At 36.8% G+C, this 18,888-nt stretch carries 18 protein-coding genes; 5 read left to right on the top strand and 13 right to left on the bottom strand.

Translation table 11 applies throughout. From position 1 onward, the window contains the following. Positions 1–35 precede the first annotated feature (35 nt). Together hpt and tilS are read right to left on the bottom strand one after the other, a co-directional pair. Positions 36–578 (bottom strand): hypoxanthine phosphoribosyltransferase, encoded by a 543-nt coding sequence (gene hpt / locus HW423_RS07555; RefSeq protein ID WP_218931330.1) that lies wholly within the window; start codon positions 576–578, stop codon positions 36–38. A gap of 120 nt (positions 579–698) precedes the next feature. Beyond that, positions 699–2,159 carry a tRNA lysidine(34) synthetase TilS gene (gene tilS / locus HW423_RS07550; protein WP_218931329.1) on the bottom strand — a complete coding sequence of 487 codons (1,461 nt, stop codon included), beginning with the start codon at positions 2,157–2,159 and terminating at the stop codon, positions 699–701. 199 nt (positions 2,160–2,358) lie between these two features. Between tilS and HW423_RS07545 the strand changes: the two genes are divergently transcribed. The 4 genes from HW423_RS07545 (at position 2,359) to HW423_RS07530 (ending at position 4,870) form a co-directional block, all read left to right on the top strand. Beyond that, a complete protein-coding gene (locus HW423_RS07545) occupies positions 2,359–2,571 on the top strand; it encodes a hypothetical protein (protein ID WP_218931328.1) in 213 nt (70 codons plus the stop codon). Beyond that, on the top strand, positions 2,537–2,932 hold the full coding sequence (locus tag HW423_RS07540) for an HAD-IA family hydrolase (protein ID WP_218931327.1): 396 nt from the start codon (positions 2,537–2,539) through the stop codon (positions 2,930–2,932). The genes HW423_RS07545 and HW423_RS07540 overlap by 35 nt, the downstream gene beginning before the upstream one ends. A gap of 211 nt (positions 2,933–3,143) precedes the next feature. Beyond that, a complete protein-coding gene (locus HW423_RS07535; RefSeq protein ID WP_218931326.1) occupies positions 3,144–3,818 on the top strand; it encodes a response regulator transcription factor in 675 nt (224 codons plus the stop codon). Continuing rightward, complete coding sequence (locus HW423_RS07530; protein WP_218931325.1) at positions 3,815–4,870, top strand: HAMP domain-containing sensor histidine kinase; 1,056 nt, start codon at positions 3,815–3,817, stop codon at positions 4,868–4,870. Before HW423_RS07535 ends, HW423_RS07530 begins: the two co-directional genes overlap by 4 nt. Before the next feature lie 142 nt (positions 4,871–5,012). Here HW423_RS07530 and HW423_RS07525 read toward each other — a convergent pair whose 3' ends face one another. The 5 genes from HW423_RS07525 to pth form a co-directional block, all read right to left on the bottom strand. After that, positions 5,013–5,531 carry a S1 domain-containing RNA-binding protein gene (locus HW423_RS07525; RefSeq protein WP_218931324.1) on the bottom strand — a complete coding sequence of 173 codons (519 nt, stop codon included), beginning with the start codon at positions 5,529–5,531 and terminating at the stop codon, positions 5,013–5,015. Positions 5,532–5,580: 49 nt separating this feature from the next. After that, the gene (locus HW423_RS11430; protein WP_218931323.1) at positions 5,581–5,985 is read right to left on the bottom strand and encodes an FtsB family cell division protein; all 405 of its coding nucleotides are present in this window, start codon (positions 5,983–5,985) and stop codon (positions 5,581–5,583) included. A 95-nt stretch (positions 5,986–6,080) separates the two neighbouring features. Further along, complete coding sequence (locus tag HW423_RS07515; protein ID WP_218931322.1) at positions 6,081–6,341, bottom strand: RNA-binding S4 domain-containing protein; 261 nt, start codon at positions 6,339–6,341, stop codon at positions 6,081–6,083. Between the two features lie 2 nt (positions 6,342–6,343). After that, the gene (gene mfd / locus HW423_RS07510) at positions 6,344–9,880 is read right to left on the bottom strand and encodes a transcription-repair coupling factor (protein WP_218931321.1); all 3,537 of its coding nucleotides are present in this window, start codon (positions 9,878–9,880) and stop codon (positions 6,344–6,346) included. A 106-nt stretch (positions 9,881–9,986) separates the two neighbouring features. Beyond that, positions 9,987–10,550: an aminoacyl-tRNA hydrolase gene (gene pth, locus HW423_RS07505; RefSeq protein ID WP_218931320.1), complete on the bottom strand. Its 564-nt coding sequence runs from the start codon at positions 10,548–10,550 to the stop codon at positions 9,987–9,989. A gap of 172 nt (positions 10,551–10,722) precedes the next feature. On the opposite strand from pth, the gene HW423_RS07500 reads away from it, so the two are divergent. Further along, complete coding sequence (locus HW423_RS07500; protein WP_218931319.1) at positions 10,723–11,679, top strand: L-lactate dehydrogenase; 957 nt, start codon at positions 10,723–10,725, stop codon at positions 11,677–11,679. Between the two features lie 141 nt (positions 11,680–11,820). Here the strand turns inward: HW423_RS07500 and HW423_RS07495 are convergent, their stop codons facing one another. The 6 genes from HW423_RS07495 to HW423_RS07470 all read right to left on the bottom strand — a co-directional run bounded on the left by HW423_RS07495 (position 11,821) and on the right by HW423_RS07470 (position 18,624). After that, on the bottom strand, positions 11,821–12,054 hold the full coding sequence (locus HW423_RS07495; protein WP_218931318.1) for a Veg family protein: 234 nt from the start codon (positions 12,052–12,054) through the stop codon (positions 11,821–11,823). A 90-nt stretch (positions 12,055–12,144) separates the two neighbouring features. Continuing rightward, positions 12,145–13,026 carry a 16S rRNA (adenine(1518)-N(6)/adenine(1519)-N(6))-dimethyltransferase RsmA gene (gene rsmA / locus HW423_RS07490; protein WP_218931317.1) on the bottom strand — a complete coding sequence of 294 codons (882 nt, stop codon included), beginning with the start codon at positions 13,024–13,026 and terminating at the stop codon, positions 12,145–12,147. Beyond that, positions 13,013–13,600: a ribonuclease M5 gene (gene rnmV / locus HW423_RS07485; RefSeq protein WP_218931316.1), complete on the bottom strand. Its 588-nt coding sequence runs from the start codon at positions 13,598–13,600 to the stop codon at positions 13,013–13,015. The genes rsmA and rnmV overlap by 14 nt, the downstream gene beginning before the upstream one ends. After that, complete coding sequence (locus HW423_RS07480) at positions 13,590–14,384, bottom strand: TatD family hydrolase (protein ID WP_218931315.1); 795 nt, start codon at positions 14,382–14,384, stop codon at positions 13,590–13,592. The genes rnmV and HW423_RS07480 overlap by 11 nt, the downstream gene beginning before the upstream one ends. Before the next feature lie 99 nt (positions 14,385–14,483). Next, the gene (metG, locus tag HW423_RS07475) at positions 14,484–16,517 is read right to left on the bottom strand and encodes a methionine--tRNA ligase (protein WP_218931314.1); all 2,034 of its coding nucleotides are present in this window, start codon (positions 16,515–16,517) and stop codon (positions 14,484–14,486) included. A gap of 286 nt (positions 16,518–16,803) precedes the next feature. Next, positions 16,804–18,624 (bottom strand): C40 family peptidase, encoded by a 1,821-nt coding sequence (locus tag HW423_RS07470; RefSeq protein WP_218931313.1) that lies wholly within the window; start codon positions 18,622–18,624, stop codon positions 16,804–16,806. Positions 18,625–18,888: the final 264 nt, after the last annotated feature.

Raw genomic sequence — 18,888 nt, 5'->3', positions numbered from 1 at the left:
TTACACTACAATATTGCTTTTCATTGAATTTAAAATTATTGATAAATCTCAGGTTTTAGTACACCGATGTATGGTAAGTTACGATATTTTTGTTCAAAGTCAAGACCGTACCCAACAACGAATTCGTCTGGTACCTCTAAGCCTACGTAATCTGGAATAATATCTTTCATTACGCGGCGCTCTGGTTTATCTAATAACGTACATACTTGCACAGATGCAGCTTTACGATATTTGAATAAATCCACTAAGTACTTCAACGTGCGACCTGTGTCGATAATGTCTTCCACGACTAGAACGTGACGTCCTTCTAGATGTGTGTCTAAATCTTTAATTATTTTTACTTCTCCAGAAGATTCAAATGCATCACCATAACTTGATACATCCATGAAATCAATCTCTAAATAGACATCCATTGCTCGAACAATATCTGCCATAAAAATTGAAGCCCCACGTAGTATTCCAACAACTACAACCTCTTTGTCTTTATATTCTTTCGTTAACTGTTCACCTAAGCGATTCACAGCTTCTTGAATCTCCTCGCGGGTTACTAATACTTCTTTTATGTCTTGTTCTAACATTTAGTTTCTCCTTTGTTTTATATTATCATCTATTCTTAACGCTGATTCTCATCCTTCTACGTATGAATAAAAGCGAAAGCGTCATATTATTGATGTTATGAAGTAAATGTTACCATATAATCAAGAAATATTCTCGCTTTTTTGATATATAAATACATGAGTTTGCTTTTCTTCCAAATTAATATAAGTTTTATCTTTACTAATCGGTGGCAACATTCCTAGTATCGTCCCTTCACTATTTTCAATAACCCAATAATCTTCACGTTTTGATTTTGGAATTTTTTGATCGATCATGATTCGTGATACTTTCTTATGATAACTTGTTCCATCCGGGCGACGCAAAGTTAACGTGTCTCCATTCTTTCGATGGCGTAATGTTATACTTGGTCTTCCTTCAGCTAAAGATAAAGGGATTTCAACATACAGATTTTTCTTTAAATCTGTCGCAATCGCATCAATATCAAACACACCCGCTAATTCCTTCTCACTCAATTCGTACCAATGATTAAACTGTTCAATCTTAATCTCACTTTGCTTAGCTACTTCAACGCCGTAATCTTGAGGTTGTATCCAAATATAATCGTATTCTCTTAATGCCACCCAGTTATTCGCTATATTAATCAACATATTTGGAGCATCTGTTTGTCTAATGAGTTGTTCTAATTGCTTAACAGCTGCTTTATTATAAGTTTGAATTTGGTGAATTAGTCTTTCTTCCAAAAAAATAGCTAAGTATACTTGCATTAAATCCTCAGATAATTCTAGAAACTTAGGGACATATAAAAGCCATCGTCCCTGTGACAATTGCATCAACAGTTCGGGTTCTTTCTGTAAATACTGCGTGAAATGCGCATCATAGCTTGCCTCCAACTGCTCTGATAGAAGAAGTAAATTAGATAAGAACCGCGGATTTTCTTCTTCAAAAAAAGGCAACATCTTATATCTCATACGATTACGCATATAAGTCATATCCGTATTCGTCTGATCTTCATTATAAGGAATATGATGTTCTTTAGCATATTCAATGATTTTTTCCTTTTTAGTTGAACTTAGTGGTCTTAAGACACGAACAGACTTCGAATATTTCGTCGAAGTAGTCAATATACGTTGGTAGTTAGAGCGAATTCCGCGAACACCTCGTAATGAAGTCCCCCGGATTAAACGCATTAATACGGTTTCACCTAAATCATTCAAATGATGTGCTGTCATTAATGTATCGCTATTTGTCTTAACCATGACATCTCCAAAGAATTGATAACGAGCATCTCTCGCATTGGCTTCAACATTCACTGAAACTGGTTTGTCCCAGTGACTAATAAAGTAAGTTAACTTATACTTTTGGGCGTACTCTTTTACCAATTGGGCATCTTGGTCACTTTCTTCTCTTAATCGATGATTAAAGTGGGCAACAATTATTTCTTTTCTTTCTTCTTTTGGTAATTGTTCATTTATTTGAAGCATGATTGTCAATAATACCATTGAATCTATGCCTCCAGAGACGGCAAGTAAGATACGTTTACTTTTAAACCATTCGGGCCATTCATTCAATAATTGTTTGACATTATATAATAAATCATACATGCATCAGCACCTCGCTTTCTCAGTAACGAAGTATATTTTAACACGATTAGAAATAAAGTATAGAATAAATATATTAACTATACATTAAGTGTATTAAACTTTCGTCGTTATTCTTTTGGAACTCTCTATTAACATGCTATCATATACTTACATAAACATAAATCCTGATATTATAAGTTAGATTTACGAAGGATACACTATGAAACAGATTAAAGCTATTGGTTGGGGCTTAGATGATACCCTTTACCAAAAAAACGATTTTTACCATGCTGCATTCGAAACGATGCAGGAACACGTGATTCTAATTCAGCCATCATTTGTTTCTTTCTATCGCGTCTTTGATGTTCAATCCGATATTGAATATGAGGAATTTATTCGTGAGGGAAAAGCTAAAGCGGCGTACCAAACTTGACCGAATCCTTTCCACTTACAAAAAGTTTCATTACGAAATAATTATTGAGCAAGCGACGATATTCCAAGCACTCAATAAATATTACCGTCAACATTTAACTCTTGATTCAGAAATCATTCATGTCTTTGAGTATTTACAAGCCGCTGGATATGACTTTTTCATTCTTACAAATGGCCCTTCCTTCGATCAAAGAAATAAATTAAACACCTTACACACCAACCGCTGGATTCTTGAAAATCATTGGTTTATCTCAGAAGAATTAAATGGTTCAAAACCAGATATTGAAGTATTTAACCAAGTTACAGAAGAGCTAGGCTACCTGAGCTATGAATTTACTTACATAGGAGATAAGTTATACTAACGATTTTCTAGGTGCATCTCAAGCAGGATGGAAAGCCATTCATTACACACACCCTAAACACAGACGTGACAATCCAATGCATCCAACGACGATTAAACATATTTCTGAAATCATCAAACTTTTTTCTTAAGCTCTAGCAATTATCCAGATTGCTTCATAATTAGTTAATACATCCATGCTAGATTAAGCCTAATATATAGGAGGAATTCAAATGACTAAAATTTTAATTATAGAAGATGATTTGGAATTAGCAAATATGTTCCAATCTGTCTTAGAACATGCGGATTATGACGTTAAAACAGTTGGTAACGGTGTCCTTGCTCTAGATTACTTAGATAAAGAATATGTTGATTTAATTATAACTGATATTATGATGCCAGAAATGGATGGCTATGAATTTGCAGAATCCATGCGTCAAATCGGAGACGAAGTCCCTATTCTAGTTATCTCAGCCAAAGATGATTATGAAGATAAGAAACTCGGCTTTAGAATCGGCGTCGATGATTATATGGTTAAACCTATTGATGTTAAAGAAATGGTACTAAGAGTTGAAGCTTTACTTCGCCGTTCTAAGATAGCGAACAGTCGCCATTTAATTATTGGAGACACAACTTTGAATCAAGATAACTTCTCAGTTACTACTGGCGACGATGTTTCATCACTGCCACAAAAAGAGTTTTTACTCTTGCAAAAACTGTTATCCTATCCGGATAAGATTTTTACCCGTCAACAATTAATGGATCAAATTTGGGGATTAGATACTCAAACAGATGAACGTACCATTGATGTACATATCAAACGATTACGTGATCGTTTCTCTGATAATGAAGACTTTAAGATTATGACCATTCGTGGACTAGGCTATAAGGCAGATGTAGCACAATGAAAAAGTGGCTTGAATCACGCTTATGGATCTACTTTTCATTTGTAACTTTAATACTTACGATTGTTTTCGCTGCTGCATTAATTATTATAATCTTTGTTTTGGAAGAGTTTGCCCTATTGCCAAGTTTGGAGGGGTCTCCTAAACTTTCTTGGGTCATCCCTATCATCTTTAGTAGTGTAATTGGTTTAGTGATATCTGGGATTGTTATGATCCAAATTCTAAATCCAATTATCAAACTTAAAAAAGCAATGACCAAAGTGATAGAAAGTGACTTTTCAGTGCAATTGGATGAAAACGAACGGATTGCTGAAGTATCAGAATTGTATCATTCTTTTAATTTAATGGTCAACGAATTAAGTAGTATTCAACGTTTACAAAGTGACTTTACATCCGTAATCTCACATGAGTTCAAAACCCCTTTATCTTCGATACAAGGGTATGCACAGCTTTTACAGTCTCCTGATTTGTCCGCAAGTGAGCGGGAATCTTATCAGCATCGAATTATCGTTGCAACTAAACAACTTTCTGGTTTATCAGATAATATATTAAAGTTATCAAAACTTGATAATCAGTCTATTTCAATTGAAAGAAAACCTTATCGTTTAGACGAACAAATCCGTGAAAGTATTTTAAGTCTCCACAACCAATGGGAGGAGAAAAACTTGACGATGACGATCGACTTAGATTTAACCGTGCTCTATGCCAATGAAGATTTATTGAATCAAGTTTGGATCAATCTATTAGATAATGCAATCAAGTACAGTGAGCAGGATGGACAAATCATCGTGCATTTAAAAGACTCAAAAGATTCGGTTGAAATTATTATCGAAGATACCGGGATTGGTATTCCTTCAGAGAAGTTAAATATTATTTTTGAGCGTTTCTTCCAAGTGGACGGTAGTCGCTTTAGCTCAGGTAATGGGCTTGGTTTAGCGATTGTTAAACGTATTATTGATATCCACGAAGGAACTATCGAATATCAAAGCGAACTTGGTGATGGAACGAAAGTCATCATTATATTACCACATAAGAAAATTGAACATATTAAATAAGTAATTCATGAGTATCCTATTCTTTTCAAATGAAAGGTCATTTGATTCTTCCTCTTAAGGATATCACGCATGAATCTGTTTACAGTAAAAGAGCGGGCACCATATTGCAATGGTGTCCGCTCTTGTTAAATTAAAAAGTGAATTAGTTACGACGGCCTCCACGACCACCGCGTTTACCTTCTGTATTACGACGTAAAGATGATAAGTTATCTTCACTATCTTTTAGGAATTGGTTCATTAATGAATCGAAGTCATTCCCACCACTATTGTTACTGTTGTTGCTTCTACTTTGTTGTGGTCTGCTATTTGAACTGTGGTTTGGTTTGCTATAGCTCCCTTTATTACTGTGACTTTGCCCTTTATGATCATTCGGTTTTTTATCGTGTGAAGGTGCAGGTCTTGTAGCTGCTTGATCTGGTTGTGCTTGCTCATTCGCTTTACGAATTGACAAGTTAATCTTTCCATCTGGGGTGATTTTAAGAACTTTAACTGTGACTTCATCGCCTACTGATAAGATATCATTAATATCTTTGACAAATCCATCTGAAACTTCACTAATATGAACGAGTCCTGATTTATTTTCTGGTAATGAAACAAATGCACCAAAGTTTGTTATACCTGTGACTTTACCTGAAACTTTTTGACCTACTTCAACTGACATTAATTACAATTTCCTCCTTGATTTTCTATCTATTGTAATGAGTAAGGGATTATTCTTGATTATCTTCTAAATCAAAAATAATTTCACCTGGTTTACTATAATAATAGTCACGTCTTGCAACATCTGCGAGGTATTCAGGATCTTGCATATGTTTATACTCTTCTTGAGCCTGAATGTTCTCTTGCATTGCTTCCTTTTCCAGTTCTTTTGCAGTAACTAACTCTTGTGTTAACGCATCTGATTCCAGATATGCTTGCACGAGAGGGACAGCGGCTAGTGTTACTCCGATAATACCTATTGCTAGAACACCTAACGTTTGCACTTTAAACGTTTTTTTAGGTTTATTGTTTACTTCAGCGGGGTCAGTAGAACCATTCCGATGTTGTCCCCGTTGATTCGGAAGATACACAATTTTCTCATTTTTTCTATGATTATTTGTTTTCGATTGTTGCACGCGTTTCACCCCTTATTCATATCCGAGTATAACAGTATTTCTCACAAATATCCAATCTAATTGATAAAATTTTGTGAACTGATTCGATTAAATTTTTACTGCTCTAATCGTTCTTCCGAAATGATTTTGTACATATTTTGAGCATCTTCTTTTTTAGTTGATTCTTGCAATTCATTAACTTCAACGGTCATGAGTCGATTCCCGAAACGAATCGTTAACTCATCTCCGACTGAAACTGCTGAACTTGATTTAGCAATGTTACCATTAATTGTAATCCGTCCTTGGTCTGCTACTTCTTTAGCAACAGTTCGACGTTTAATTAAACGAGAGACTTTCAAAAATTTGTCTAGACGCATCTTTACACCTCCTGTGTTACTTGATTTAAGACATCAGCCGTATCTTTTGTGAAATTAATCAACGCAGATAGCCATTGATCATTATCTTTATTATATACATTTAAGCTGACTTCTAATTTATTTTTATTGATTTGTACTTTAGCTTGCAGCTGGACATTTTGTAAAGCTTGGAATATGTTCGCTCCTTGAAGATGCTTCGTGGCTTCTTCATTAAACGTTGCAATGACTTCTTGACGATTACGTGTAAATGATACAATCCCTGCTTCAATACTGTAGTGTTTAATTAAAGCGATATCTAACAAGTCAGATACCTCATCTGGGAATTCACCAAATCGGTCAATCAACTCATCTTGCAAACTACGATAGTCTTCTTCAGAACTGATGTTTTGAATAGATTTGTAGACACCGATTTTTTGGATATCGTCATCAATATACTCGCCCGGAATATAGGCATCAATATTGACTTGCCATTCGAATGAATTCGTTTCACCAAAGGTTTTCGCACCATGACCTTGTCGAGAATCCACCGCTTCTTTAAGCATTTGCGTATAAAGATCGTATCCAACTGAATCGATGAAGCCGGATTGTTGCTTACCAAGTAAGTCACCTGCTCCACGAATAGACAAATCTCGCATAGCAATCTTAAAGCCGGATCCTAATTCAGTAAATTCACGAATAGCATTTAAACGCTTCTCACTAATCTCATTGAGTTGCTTAAATGGCTCATACATTAAATATGCGTAGGCTAAGCGGTGCGTACGGCCTACACGCCCTCTAAGTTGATATAAAGTCGATAAGCCCATATGGTCCGCATTTTCAACAAATAGGGTATTTGCGTTCGGTATATCTACCCCTGTTTCTATGATGGTTGTTGTTACTAGGACATCATATTCTCCACCAATAAAGTCGACTAAGACACGTTCTAATTCTACTTCTGATAATTGCCCATGAGCGACAGCCACTCTCGCATCTGGTACGAGATTCGAAATTTCTTCAGCCTTTTGATGAATAGTTGCGACACGATTATGCAAGTAAAAGACTTGCCCACCACGAGCTAACTCACGTTCAATCCCTGTTTTTACAACACCTGCATTCAATTCCATTACATAAGTTTGTACAGGAAATCGGTTTTGGGGCGGAGTTTCAATCAGTGATAAGTCGCGCACACCAATCATAGACATATGTAAAGTTCTTGGAATTGGTGTAGCAGTTAATGTTAGTACATCTACATCGGCTTTCAATTGTTTTAGTCTCTCTTTATGCTTCACTCCAAAACGTTGTTCTTCATCGACAATTAATAAGCCTAAGTCATTAAATTCTATATCTTTTGAAAGCAAACGATGCGTCCCAACAATAATAGATAACTCGCCCGATTTGATTTTTTTAATATTCTTAGTTTGTTCTGCCCGTGAGACAAATCGGCTTAACATACCTATCTCAAAGGGCCAATCACTAAAGCGTTCTTGAATCGAGTTAAAATGTTGCTGGGCAAGTATCGTTGTCGGCACTAAAAAGGCTACTTGTTTACCATCCATAACGGCTTTATAAATTGCTCGAATCGCTACCTCGGTCTTCCCATAACCAACGTCTCCTACAAGTAAACGGTCCATTGGTTTATCTTTTTCCATATCCTTTTTAATTTCTTTCGTACTTCTTAATTGGTCAGCTGTTTCGACATACGGAAAGGCATTTTCAAATTCTTTTTGCTCAGGTGTATCTGGAGTAAATGGATAACCTTTTCGTTTTTCACGTTCTGCATATAAGGTAATCAATTCATCAGCGATGTCTTCAACTTTCGCTTGAACTTTTCTAACTGTTTTCTTCCATTCACTTCCGCCTAGTTTGTTTAATCTCGGTTGTTTCGACTCTGAAGCGACGTATTTTTGTAGTTGATTAATATTTTCAACTGGGAGTAAGACCCGAGCATTATCTTCATATTCAATCGCAACTAAATCTTTATGAACGCCACTTATTTCCATCGTTTCTATACCGACATAACGCCCAATTCCGTGACTTAAGTGGACAACGTAATCACCAACGTCTAATTCGTTATAACTCTTAATTCGCTCTGAGTTTGATAAGCCCTGTGATGTTGCTTTCTTACGTCTTAATTGATTGAATAATTCAAGTTCAGTGACTACAACCCAGTTTTCGTTTGGTAATTCAAACCCTTTGGATAATGGTGTCGTAACGATATTGATGGCCCCTGTTTGAGGTTCGTCTCCCTCTTGGATAACTGTTGGGTGAATATTATATTCTTCAAATAAATTCAATGCTTTAACAGCATCTTTATTTGTTGATACGGTCACTTGAACTAATTTCTCTTGCTTTAACCATTGTTCCATCTCTGCTTTAATTAGTGGCATTTGATGGAAGAACTGGTTCATACTTCGATATTGAAAGGCATAGACATCTGAGAAACGAATATTCGCTAAGCCACCTTGCATCAATGAAAAATATTGGACAGCTACTTGACTCCTTGATTGGCGAATTTCTTCATAGGCTTCCAATTGAATTGAAACACCTGGTAAAAGCTGTCCTTTACTGATTTCTTGCTCAATCCAAAATTGGTCTTGTTCAATGGCTTGAAATTCATTTTGTTGAATTCGACCCATCTCCATAACGATGAGCCGTGCATCATTTTGCAAGTAATCAATGAGTGACGTACCTTCTTTATCCCAGAAACCTAAGTAGGCATTAGCATATTTTAAAGGCTCTCCTTGTTCTAATAAAGTAAACTGTTCCTTTTGAACGGATTTTAATTGCAATTTTAATTCTTCATCTTCAATTTTTTTCAGCTGTTTATCCAAATGTTTCTTTAATTTGTCTAAGATGTCTCTTTGATCACGGGGTGTAAAGATGACATCTTTGGCGGGGTAAAATTCAGTCTTTTCAATATTCTCCATCGATTCTTGCGTTTCTGCATTGAATAGTCGGATTGAATCTAATTCCGTATCAAAGAAGTCTAATCGAACTGGCTGATCTGCGTTTAAGGGATAGAAGTCAACGATACTCCCGCGAACACTATATTCACCCGGTGATTGAACCATCCCTTCACGGCGATAACCATATTGATTGAATAACTTTTCTAAGTTCTCTCTTTCAATATCCATCCCAATTTCCATTGTAAATAAAGCATCTTTCCAACGTTCAACTGGTGTGAGCCTCATGCGTAGAGCACCTGAAGATGCAACGATAATGCATGGCTTTCCGCTAGCTAATGCGTTTAATGCTTTAACACGATCAGCAGTATTATCCATCGATGAAATTGAATACATCACGGCTAATGACTCTTCATTAGGGAATAACAATACCGGAACATCCGGCAATAAACTTACTAAATCTTCAAATAATTCATTTTGTTGTTTGTGTCTCGGTTCAATGACTAAATATTGTTGTGGTTGATTCAAATATTGTTGAGCAATAAATATAGAACGCGCACTATCGTCCAGGCCAGTAAGGAGTTTGGCATCCGAATCTTTTGAATTGTTGATTTGATTAATCATTGGACTAAAGGGTTGTGTATACATTGTTGTCATTCTTTATATCTGCTCCTTTCTATTAAAAGAATAAATACGGATTTAGGGGCTCAGTAACTGACCCCCTTTAATCCATATATCTATAGTAATCTTATTCTACCATATCTTACTTATTATATTCACTCATAACGTGTTGGAAATCCTTGCCATCAAGCCAAGCTTCAATGGCATCAACAGTTTGGTCAACTGCTTCATCAACTAAAATCCGATCTTCTGCTGTAAATCGTGCCAATACATGGTCAACGACTTTCCAACCACCTTGAGGACGACCGATACCAATCTTGGCACGCTTAAATTCATTCGTACCTAACATGTCGATAATACTTTTGACCCCATTTTGGCCACCTGAACTGCCTTTTTTACGGAAACGAACGCGTCCAGGATCCAAGTCTAAATCATCGTGAATAACTAAAATGTCATCTATATCAATACCATAATAGCTCATTGTTGGCAGTAAAGCTTCTCCAGAAAGATTCATGAATGTGAAAGGTTTCATTAGTAGAACTCTTTCTCCATTTCGATGCCAAATTGTATAGTCTGATCTGAATTTTTGTTCGGTCATTTCTAATTGATGACGTGTTAAAATTTCATCAATAGCATCAAAGCCAATATTGTGACGGCTGCCGTTATATTTGCTACCAGGATTGCCTAAACCTATTATTAACTTCACTTTTATCACCTATCATTTCTTAATAAAATCTCTTCGGTAGTATATCACAAACCTACTTATAAATCCTGAGTTTGAATTATTTTCAATTTGGAAACGTTTAAATTATAATTAGTATTGAGTCATAGGTTTTAATTGTGATATACTGAGCATGTAATGAAAGGGGATTTTTATTATGACAGAAACATTAGATAAAATTATTTTAATAGGCGACGGCGCGGTCGGTTCAAGTTTTGCATTCTCATTAACTCTTCAAGGTGTTGGACGAGAATTAGGTATTATTGATATCGATACAGATAAAACTGTTGGAGATGCGATGGACTTATCGAGTGCCTTAGCTTACCATTCAACTAAAACAATCTATTCAGCCCAATATTCTGATTGTCACGATGCTGATATTGTTGTCATCACTGCGGGAGCTGCCCAAAAACCGGGTGAAACTCGTTTAGACTTAGTTAATAAGAACTTAAAAATCTTTAAATCTATCGTTGGAGAAGTTGTTGCATCTGGTTTCGATGGTATCTTTCTAGTAGCGACAAACCCGGTAGATATTCTGACTTATGCAACATGGAAATTCAGTGGTTTCCCTAAAGAGCGTGTCATAGGTTCAGGAACGTCTTTAGATACCGCTCGTTTCCGTCAAGAAATTGCTTCATTAGTGGATGTTGATGCTCGTAATGTTCATGGATATATTCTTGGTGAACATGGTGATACGGAATTTCCTGTTTGGTCTCATGCTAATATTGGTGGCTTACAAATTTACGAATGGATTAAAGATCATCCTGGAACAGATGAGGAAGCTTTAGCCAATGTATTCTTTAAAGTTCGTGATGCTGCTTATGAAATCATAAAACGCAAAGGAGCAACATATTATGGAATTGCTGCTTCATTAACTGCCATCTGTCGTGCTATCCTAGATAATACACATTCTATCTACCCTGTTTCTGCATATTTAGATGGTGAATATGGTCAAGAGGACGTTTATATCGGAGTGCCTGCGGTGATAGGTCGAAAAGGTATTATCTCTACTGTTCAAATTCCTTTAAATGAATTAGAACAAGATCGTATGAACCATTCTGCAAATACTTTACGTGATATCATTAACGAAAGTTTTGCTAACTTAGAAGAATAAAAATTCACAAAATAAAAACCAGACCGAAGAAGATAAAACTACTTCAACGGTCTGGCTATTTATTTGCTCATATAACTAAAAAACACCTTAGCTATTCGCACTCAGAACGAATAGCTAAGGTATTTATCAGTATATATAAGGCTACTTGAATTCTAATTCAATTGTATTCGTTAATATATCACGGTAGCTGTAACTAATGCGATCAAAATCATTTTCTTCTTGATTCAAATCTACAATGAAGACTGAACGATATGTTTCTTTTAGGACACCTTTACGTTCTTTTTTCTTTTTACGTCCCATTTGAACAGTCACACTAATCTCTTCACCAACACGATCTTCCAAATAAGTCTTTATCTCTGATAATTCATTTGGCATTCCCAATCACCTCACCGTCCCATTATAGCACGGTGTGATTAAAAAATCAATGATACCACAACTCTAGAATAGTGACAAGCGAATTTTTAATTAAATTTCACTTAATTTATTAAATAATTCTTCGAATTCATATACTGTTAGTGTTTCGGCACGGCGTTTGGGATCGATTTCAGCTTGTTCAAAGCCTTCGGCTAATTTAGTTTGGTCCGCTTCTCCATTTTGATAATAATTTCTGACATTATTCCAAATTGTTTTACGACGTTGTGTAAAGGCCATTTGAATGAACTTCTCAAACTCTCTTGGATTCTCTACTTCCACTAACGCTTTCTCGCGCCGTCTCAACATTAAAACGGCTGAATCAACATTAGGTTTTGGGATGAAGACACTTTTTGGAACAATAAAGGAAATAGTTGCTTCCATTTTATTCTGGATGGCAATCGTCAATGAATTGTATGCTTTTGTTCCTACTTCCGCAGTCATACGTTCTGCCACTTCTTTTTGCATCATCATTGCTAAACGGTTGAAAGGTAAATCTGTGTCCAATAAGTGCATAATAATCGGCGTTGTGATGTAATAAGGTAAATTAGCAACAACGATTAAATCTTCTGCATCTTTTAAATAATCGAATTCTGAATCATTAAAATTCACTTTTAAGATATCCTCATGGACAACTTTTACATTCTCATATTCAGATAGTGTGTTACTTAATATTTTTACAAAACGGGGATCAATTTCAAAGGCAATGACCTCTTTGGCAGATAGGGCTAAGAATTCAGTTAGTGCCCCAATTCCTGGACCAATCTCGATGACCGTTGTATTTTTGGTAATATCAGATGTTTGAATCATTTTGTCTAAGATAGATGGCTCAACTAAGAAGTTTTGTCCTAAACTCTTCTTCATCTTTATATCATATTGATTCATGATTTCGGCAGTTCTTGTGGGTGTGGCAATTAATCGTTTAGATGATTCCATTTTGTTCACCTGCTTTCAATTGATTTGTTAATTCTTCTAAAGTAATCTGATACATTGCTAGCTTTTTCTGTAATTGTTTACCATTAATGTGTCCAAGATGATAATGGTTTGATATATATTCTCGACGGACTTTTGCTTCGGGGTGACCAATAAGTTTGAGTCGAATTAATTCAGCTTTGTGAATAAATACCGGTCCGACAGTATTTGGTGTCATTACAGCTTCAAGTGCTTTTATAATGCTTTCTCTGGTCGCATGTTCAACACCTAGACTCTTTCCTCGCTTCCCTGCATTCGCCTCTTCTGGCTTAATATACGCGTGTTTAACGCTAGGGATCGCTTGTTCTATAATTCGTCGGATACGCTCTCCTTGAAAGTCAGGATCTGTAAAGACAATAGCCCCTAACTTTTCATGAGCTGCTCTAATTTCTTCGAGTGTTGCTTGATTGATAGCTGAGCCATTCGTTTCAATTGTTTGAACAGTTTTACCGAATGCTTCGATTAATCTCTTTGTATCATCTCGCCCTTCAACAATAATGACTTCTTGCGGCGGATTGGCTTGCTTATTATTTTTCATTTTGCTTCGTCTCTGGATACCAATTAAACAATTCAAAGGCATTATTCGTTGTTAAGGTCGCAATTTCATCTAGTGGCATGTCTTTCACTTGCGCGAGAACTTCTGCCACATAGCGAACATAGGCAGGTTCGTTGCGTTTACCTCGTTTCGGTACCGGAGCTAAGTATGGTGCATCTGTCTCAACTAAAAGTCGATCATTCGGAACAACTTTAGCTGCTTCACGTACGTCTTCTGTCTTTTTGAAAGTTAGTACACCACTAAAGCTAATATGCATTCCTAAATCTAGGAATTTATATACTTCTTCCTTGCTTTCACCATATGAATGCATGATACCCCCTGTTTTAGGAATACCTTCTTCTTTTAAAATTTTATAAACATCATCCGTTGCATCTCGGTTATGAATAGTGATTGGTAAATTATGTTCCTTTGCCATCGCAATTAAACGTCTAAATACTCGGTGTTGATCTTCTTTAGTAGAATTTGGCCAATAGTAATCAAGCCCAATTTCACCTAACATGTGAACTTTTGGTGCTGCGAGTTTTTCTTCGAGTTGCTTTTCGATGGTTTGATTGTAACGTGACGCTTCTGTTGGATGCCAACCGATAACACTAATAATGTGTTCATTCTCTTGGCTGAGTAATAAACTCTTCTCAATGGTCTTCTCATCAAAGCCAACAACCGCCATATATTCTACATCATTATCTTTAGCTTGTTGGATAATTTCTGATTCAATGCCTTCAAATTGATTGGCATTCAAATGCGTGTGGGTATCAAATAACTTCAAAATATCTTCCCTTCCTTGTTATAGTCTCTTATAAAGAATAACTGAATAAAACCTTAATCTCAATCAATAAATGAGACTAAGGTTTTATATATATATAAATTATCCGATTAAACTTCCGTTTGCTGCTTCTGGATCAGCAAATAGTAATGTTAACTTGCCATCTGATTCAGATGAAAGAATCATACCTTGACTGATATATCCCATCATCTTACGTGGTTTAAGGTTCGCTACAACTATGACCTTTTTACCAATTAAAGCTTCATGATCTGGATAGTATTTCGCAATTCCCGATAAAATTTGACGATGTCCCTTATCCCCAGCGTCTAAGCGGAATCTAAGTAACTTATTAGACCCATCTACTGGTGCAACATCGATCACTTCAGCCACTTTCATTTCTGTTTTAATGAAGTCCGTAAACTCTACTGATTCAGTTTCATGATAGACTAATTCCACTGATTCCGGATTCCAGTCTTCATCATCAACTTTACCAGTTGATTCATTGTTGCCTTTGCCACTCATTGCTTCTTGGATTAATTTAATTTCTTCTTCAGTATCTAATCTTGGGAAGATTGGCACACCTTTTTTAATCACTGTTGTAACCTCAGGCACTTGTTTTAGTGCAAGGTTTGTCAACAAACGGTCTGTTTCTGAAGGCATACCGAGTTGTTCAAGAATTTGCGCAGGCGAATTTGGCATAATTGGGCGTAATAAATGTGCCACAATACGTAATGAATCTGCTAAATGATACATAACAGATGCTAATTGAGCTCGGCTTTCTTCTTCTTTTGCCAAAGTCCAAGGCATTGTCTCATCAATATATTTATTCGTACGAGATACGATTGCCATCACATTATTTAGAGCCGAGTGAAAATCTAAACGATCCATGGCTGCATGGTAATTTGCGATTTCTTTTTCGATAAATGCTTCAATGGAAGCATCGAATTCAGTATTTTCAAAGGCTGATAAATCAGTTGGGATTTGGCCATCAAAATACTTATTCATCATAGCAATTGTACGATTTAATAAGTTCCCTAAATCATTCGCCAATTCAAAGTTAATATGGTTAACGAAATCTTCTGGTGTAAAGACCGTATCATTTCCTTGCGTCATTTCTCTTAATAAGTAGAAACGCGTAGCATCTAAACCATAACGTTCAATTAGTGTATCAGGGTAAATAACATTTCCTTTAGATTTAGACATTTTTCCGTCTTTCATTAATAGCCAACCGTGAGCAAAAATTTGCTTCGGTAAAGGAATATCTAATGCCATTAATAAAATTGGCCAGTAAATCATGTGGAAACGAGAAATATCTTTACCAATCACGTGCACATCTGCCGGCCAGAAATGTTTGAATAGACTATCGTCATCACTTCCGTAACCTAGGGCAGTAATATAGTTAGATAATGCATCAATCCATACATAAACGACGTGTTTAGGATCTGATTTTACTGGGATTCCCCAAGAAAATGACGTTCTTGATACAGCTAAATCTTCTAAACCTGGTTTAATAAAATTATTAACCATTTCAGTCTTACGGAATGCTGGTTGTAAGAATTCAGGATGGTCATCGTAATATGCTTCTAAACGTTCAGCATATTTACTTAGTTTAAAGAAATAAGATTCTTCTTTAACTAATTCTACTTCGTGTCCAGATGGTGCGACTCCACCAATGACATTCCCGTCTTCATCACGGTAAACTTCTGATAATTGACTTTCAGTAAAGTATTCTTCGTCACTCACTGAGTACCAGCCAGAGTATTCACCTAGATAAATGTCTCCTTGTTCAAGTAAACGTTCAAAGATTGTTTGAATCGCTTGCTTGTGACGTTCTTCAGTTGTACGAATAAAACCGTCATTTGTAATCTCTAATGATTTCCATAATTCTTTAATTGATTCTGCCATTCCATCTACATAGGCTTGCGGTTCAATACCTAATTCTTCTGCTTTAGTTTCGATTTTTTGGCCGTGTTCATCTGTTCCTGTTAAGAAGTAAACATCATAGTCCATTAATCGTTTATAGCGAGCCATAGCGTCGCTGGCTAATGTTGAATAGGCATTACCAATATGTAATTTACCACTTGGGTAATAAATTGGCGTTGTAATATAAAAAGTTGGTTTTGTTTGTTCGGTCACGAATGAGTGCCTCCTACATAATATAATTTTAGTACATTATAGCATACTCACACTTGTTATGCTTTATACATTGAGAATCGATGAAAATTGATAGCGGATTTTATTAGCGAGTGAATGTCTGTCACATTCTAAGACAAATGACATCCCGGTGTGGCGTACTTTCTTATAGCCTAAGCCATATAGCATCACGGTGTGGTGTGAGTTTGCCTAGAAAAATTCTCCCCCAAAAATTTATAAACAAAAAACCAGATCAGACTTTCCTGACCTGGTTGTTAAATTCTACTAATTATTTGTTTACGCGTAATGCGAAACTTGGCATGAAGTAAGAGCTAACTGAGTTATACTCTACTGGTGTTCCTGGTTGTGACGCATGGATGTAGTTACCGTTACCTGTTGCGATTGCAACGTGGTAAGTAGATCCAGGTGTTCCCCAGAAGTATAAATCTCCAGCTTGAGCTTCGCCAACACCGATTTTAGTTCCAGCGTTTTCTTGTGCTCCAGTCCATCCACCTACGTTAACTCCATAAGTTTCTTGGAATACGTATTGTACAAATCCTGAACAGTCAAAGCCTGAAGGTGATTTCCCACCCCATACATATGGTGTTCCTAAGTGTTGCGATGCGTTTGATAATAATGCATCAACACTTCCTTGAGCTGCTTGGGCTTCAGCTTCGGCCTCTGCTGCCGCTTGCGCTGCTGCTTCTGCCTCTGCTTGAGCTTGTGCCGCCGCTTCTTCAGCTGCTGCTTGGGCTTCGGCCTCTGCCGCCGCTTGGGCTGCTGCCTCAGCTTCTGCTTGAGCTTGTGCCGCCGCTTCTTCAGCTGCTGCTTGGGCTGCCGCTTCTGCCTCTGCTTGTGCCGCTGCTTGTGCCGCTGCTTCGGCTTCTGCTTGGGCTGCTGCTTCAGCTGCTGCTTGGTCATCAACTACAGGTGCTTCTTCTACAACTTCCCATGTAGGTGTATCTGCAATAACTTCTTCCTCTACTGGTTGCTCTTCAACAACTGGTGTTTCTTCAACTACCGGTACTTCTTCTACAGGTGTTTCTTCAACGATTGGCGCTTCCTCTACAGGGACTTCCACTACAGGAGTTTCTTCAACAACTGGTGCTTCCTCAGGGACTTCCACTACAGGTGCTGCTTCTACAACTGGTGCTTCCTCTACAGGTGCTGCTTCTACAACTGGTGTTTCTTCCACTACAGGAGTTTGTTCTGCAATTGCTTGAGCTTCTTCTGCTGCTTGAGCTGCCGCTTCAGCGTCTGCTTGCGCTTGGGCTGCTGCTTCAGCTTGAGCTGCTGCATTCGCTTGTGCTTCTGCGATTGCTTGAGCTTCCGCCTCAGCTTGTGCTTGGGCTGCTGCTTCGGCTTCTGCGATTGCTTGCGCTTGAGCTGCTGCCGCTTGTTCAGCCGCGATACGTTGCGCTTCTTCGAATGCTTGACGTTCAGCAACTAATGCTTCACGGTGAGAAGCTGCTAATGAAATATCGTTTGTTAATTGGTTGTAAACTTCTTCAGATGCTGCAGTTTGTGCTGACAACTCTTCTTTTAAAGCTTCAAGTTCAACCATTTTTTCGATTTTTTGATTTTTTGTTGATTCTGTTTCAGATTTTTTGCTTTCAACATCTTCTTTATCTGAAATTTGTACATTTAATAAATCTTTGTTTGCAGATACCATTTTGTTAATAACATCTACACGACCAACAAAATCACTTACTGATTCTGATGATGCTACATAGTTTAAATAGTTTGATGATCCACCACTTACTTGAACAGCACGTGCTTGATCAGCTAATAAGCCTTCACGTTTACCGATAATATCTTCAAGTTGAGTAATTTCTTCTTCCAATTCAGCGATTAACGCATCATCTTCTGCTACTGCTTCAAGGACTGCAGTTGCCTCTGCTTGAATTGTATCAATTTCAGCATATGCTGTAGCTAATTGAGCGTATAAAGCTGTTTGTTGAGCACTTAAACCTTCAATTTGAACGTCTGCTTCATTAATCAGCGCGTCATAGTTTTGAGCTGATGCTAAAACTGGTGCTGCTACCGAACTTAATGCTAATGCAGATGTAAATAAAGTTTTGAATAAGCTCTTAGAAAAAGTTTTCTTCATTGTTTATTGCTCCTTCGTTAATACTAGTTTTTTTATATTCGTCAAATTCATATTATATTCATTAAATCTTCTCTTTTCCGACCTGAGAAGATAATAACACACCTTTGAGTTGAATAGTTGATTTTCTTTGATTCGTATACTGTTTGTAACACTACTGTAAAATTTCAGAGTTTTTGTCATTTAAGTAATTTTTCTTATCCTATAATTTCAGTATACTTTGAGTACTTAGAGTCTTTCTTCAATTTTATTTTTTTTACAGAACGT

It is taken from the genome of Ruoffia halotolerans (assembly GCF_014049385.1).
Lineage (GTDB): Bacteria > Bacillota > Bacilli > Lactobacillales > Aerococcaceae > Ruoffia > Ruoffia halotolerans.
Note: the sequence above shows the minus strand (reverse complement) of the source record. Positions and strands in the feature narration are given on the sequence as shown.

Coding starts and splice junctions, on each gene's coding strand:
- rsmA (WP_218931317.1), bottom strand. CDS start 13,026: ATGGAATCATCTAAACGATTAATTGCCACACCCACAAGAACTGCCGAA.
- tilS (WP_218931329.1), bottom strand. CDS start 2,159: ATGTATGATTTATTATATAATGTCAAACAATTATTGAATGAATGGCCC.
- HW423_RS07495 (WP_218931318.1), bottom strand. CDS start 12,054: ATGCCAAATGAATTATCAGAGATAAAGACTTATTTGGAAGATCGTGTT.
- HW423_RS07470 (WP_218931313.1), bottom strand. CDS start 18,624: ATGAAGAAAACTTTTTCTAAGAGCTTATTCAAAACTTTATTTACATCT.
- HW423_RS07535 (WP_218931326.1), top strand. CDS start 3,144: ATGACTAAAATTTTAATTATAGAAGATGATTTGGAATTAGCAAATATG.
- HW423_RS07525 (WP_218931324.1), bottom strand. CDS start 5,531: ATGTCAGTTGAAGTAGGTCAAAAAGTTTCAGGTAAAGTCACAGGTATA.
- mfd (WP_218931321.1), bottom strand. CDS start 9,880: ATGACAACAATGTATACACAACCCTTTAGTCCAATGATTAATCAAATC.
- rnmV (WP_218931316.1), bottom strand. CDS start 13,600: ATGAAAAATAATAAGCAAGCCAATCCGCCGCAAGAAGTCATTATTGTT.
- HW423_RS07545 (WP_218931328.1), top strand. CDS start 2,359: ATGAAACAGATTAAAGCTATTGGTTGGGGCTTAGATGATACCCTTTAC.
- HW423_RS07530 (WP_218931325.1), top strand. CDS start 3,815: ATGAAAAAGTGGCTTGAATCACGCTTATGGATCTACTTTTCATTTGTA.
- HW423_RS07515 (WP_218931322.1), bottom strand. CDS start 6,341: ATGCGTCTAGACAAATTTTTGAAAGTCTCTCGTTTAATTAAACGTCGA.
- HW423_RS07500 (WP_218931319.1), top strand. CDS start 10,723: ATGACAGAAACATTAGATAAAATTATTTTAATAGGCGACGGCGCGGTC.
- hpt (WP_218931330.1), bottom strand. CDS start 578: ATGTTAGAACAAGACATAAAAGAAGTATTAGTAACCCGCGAGGAGATT.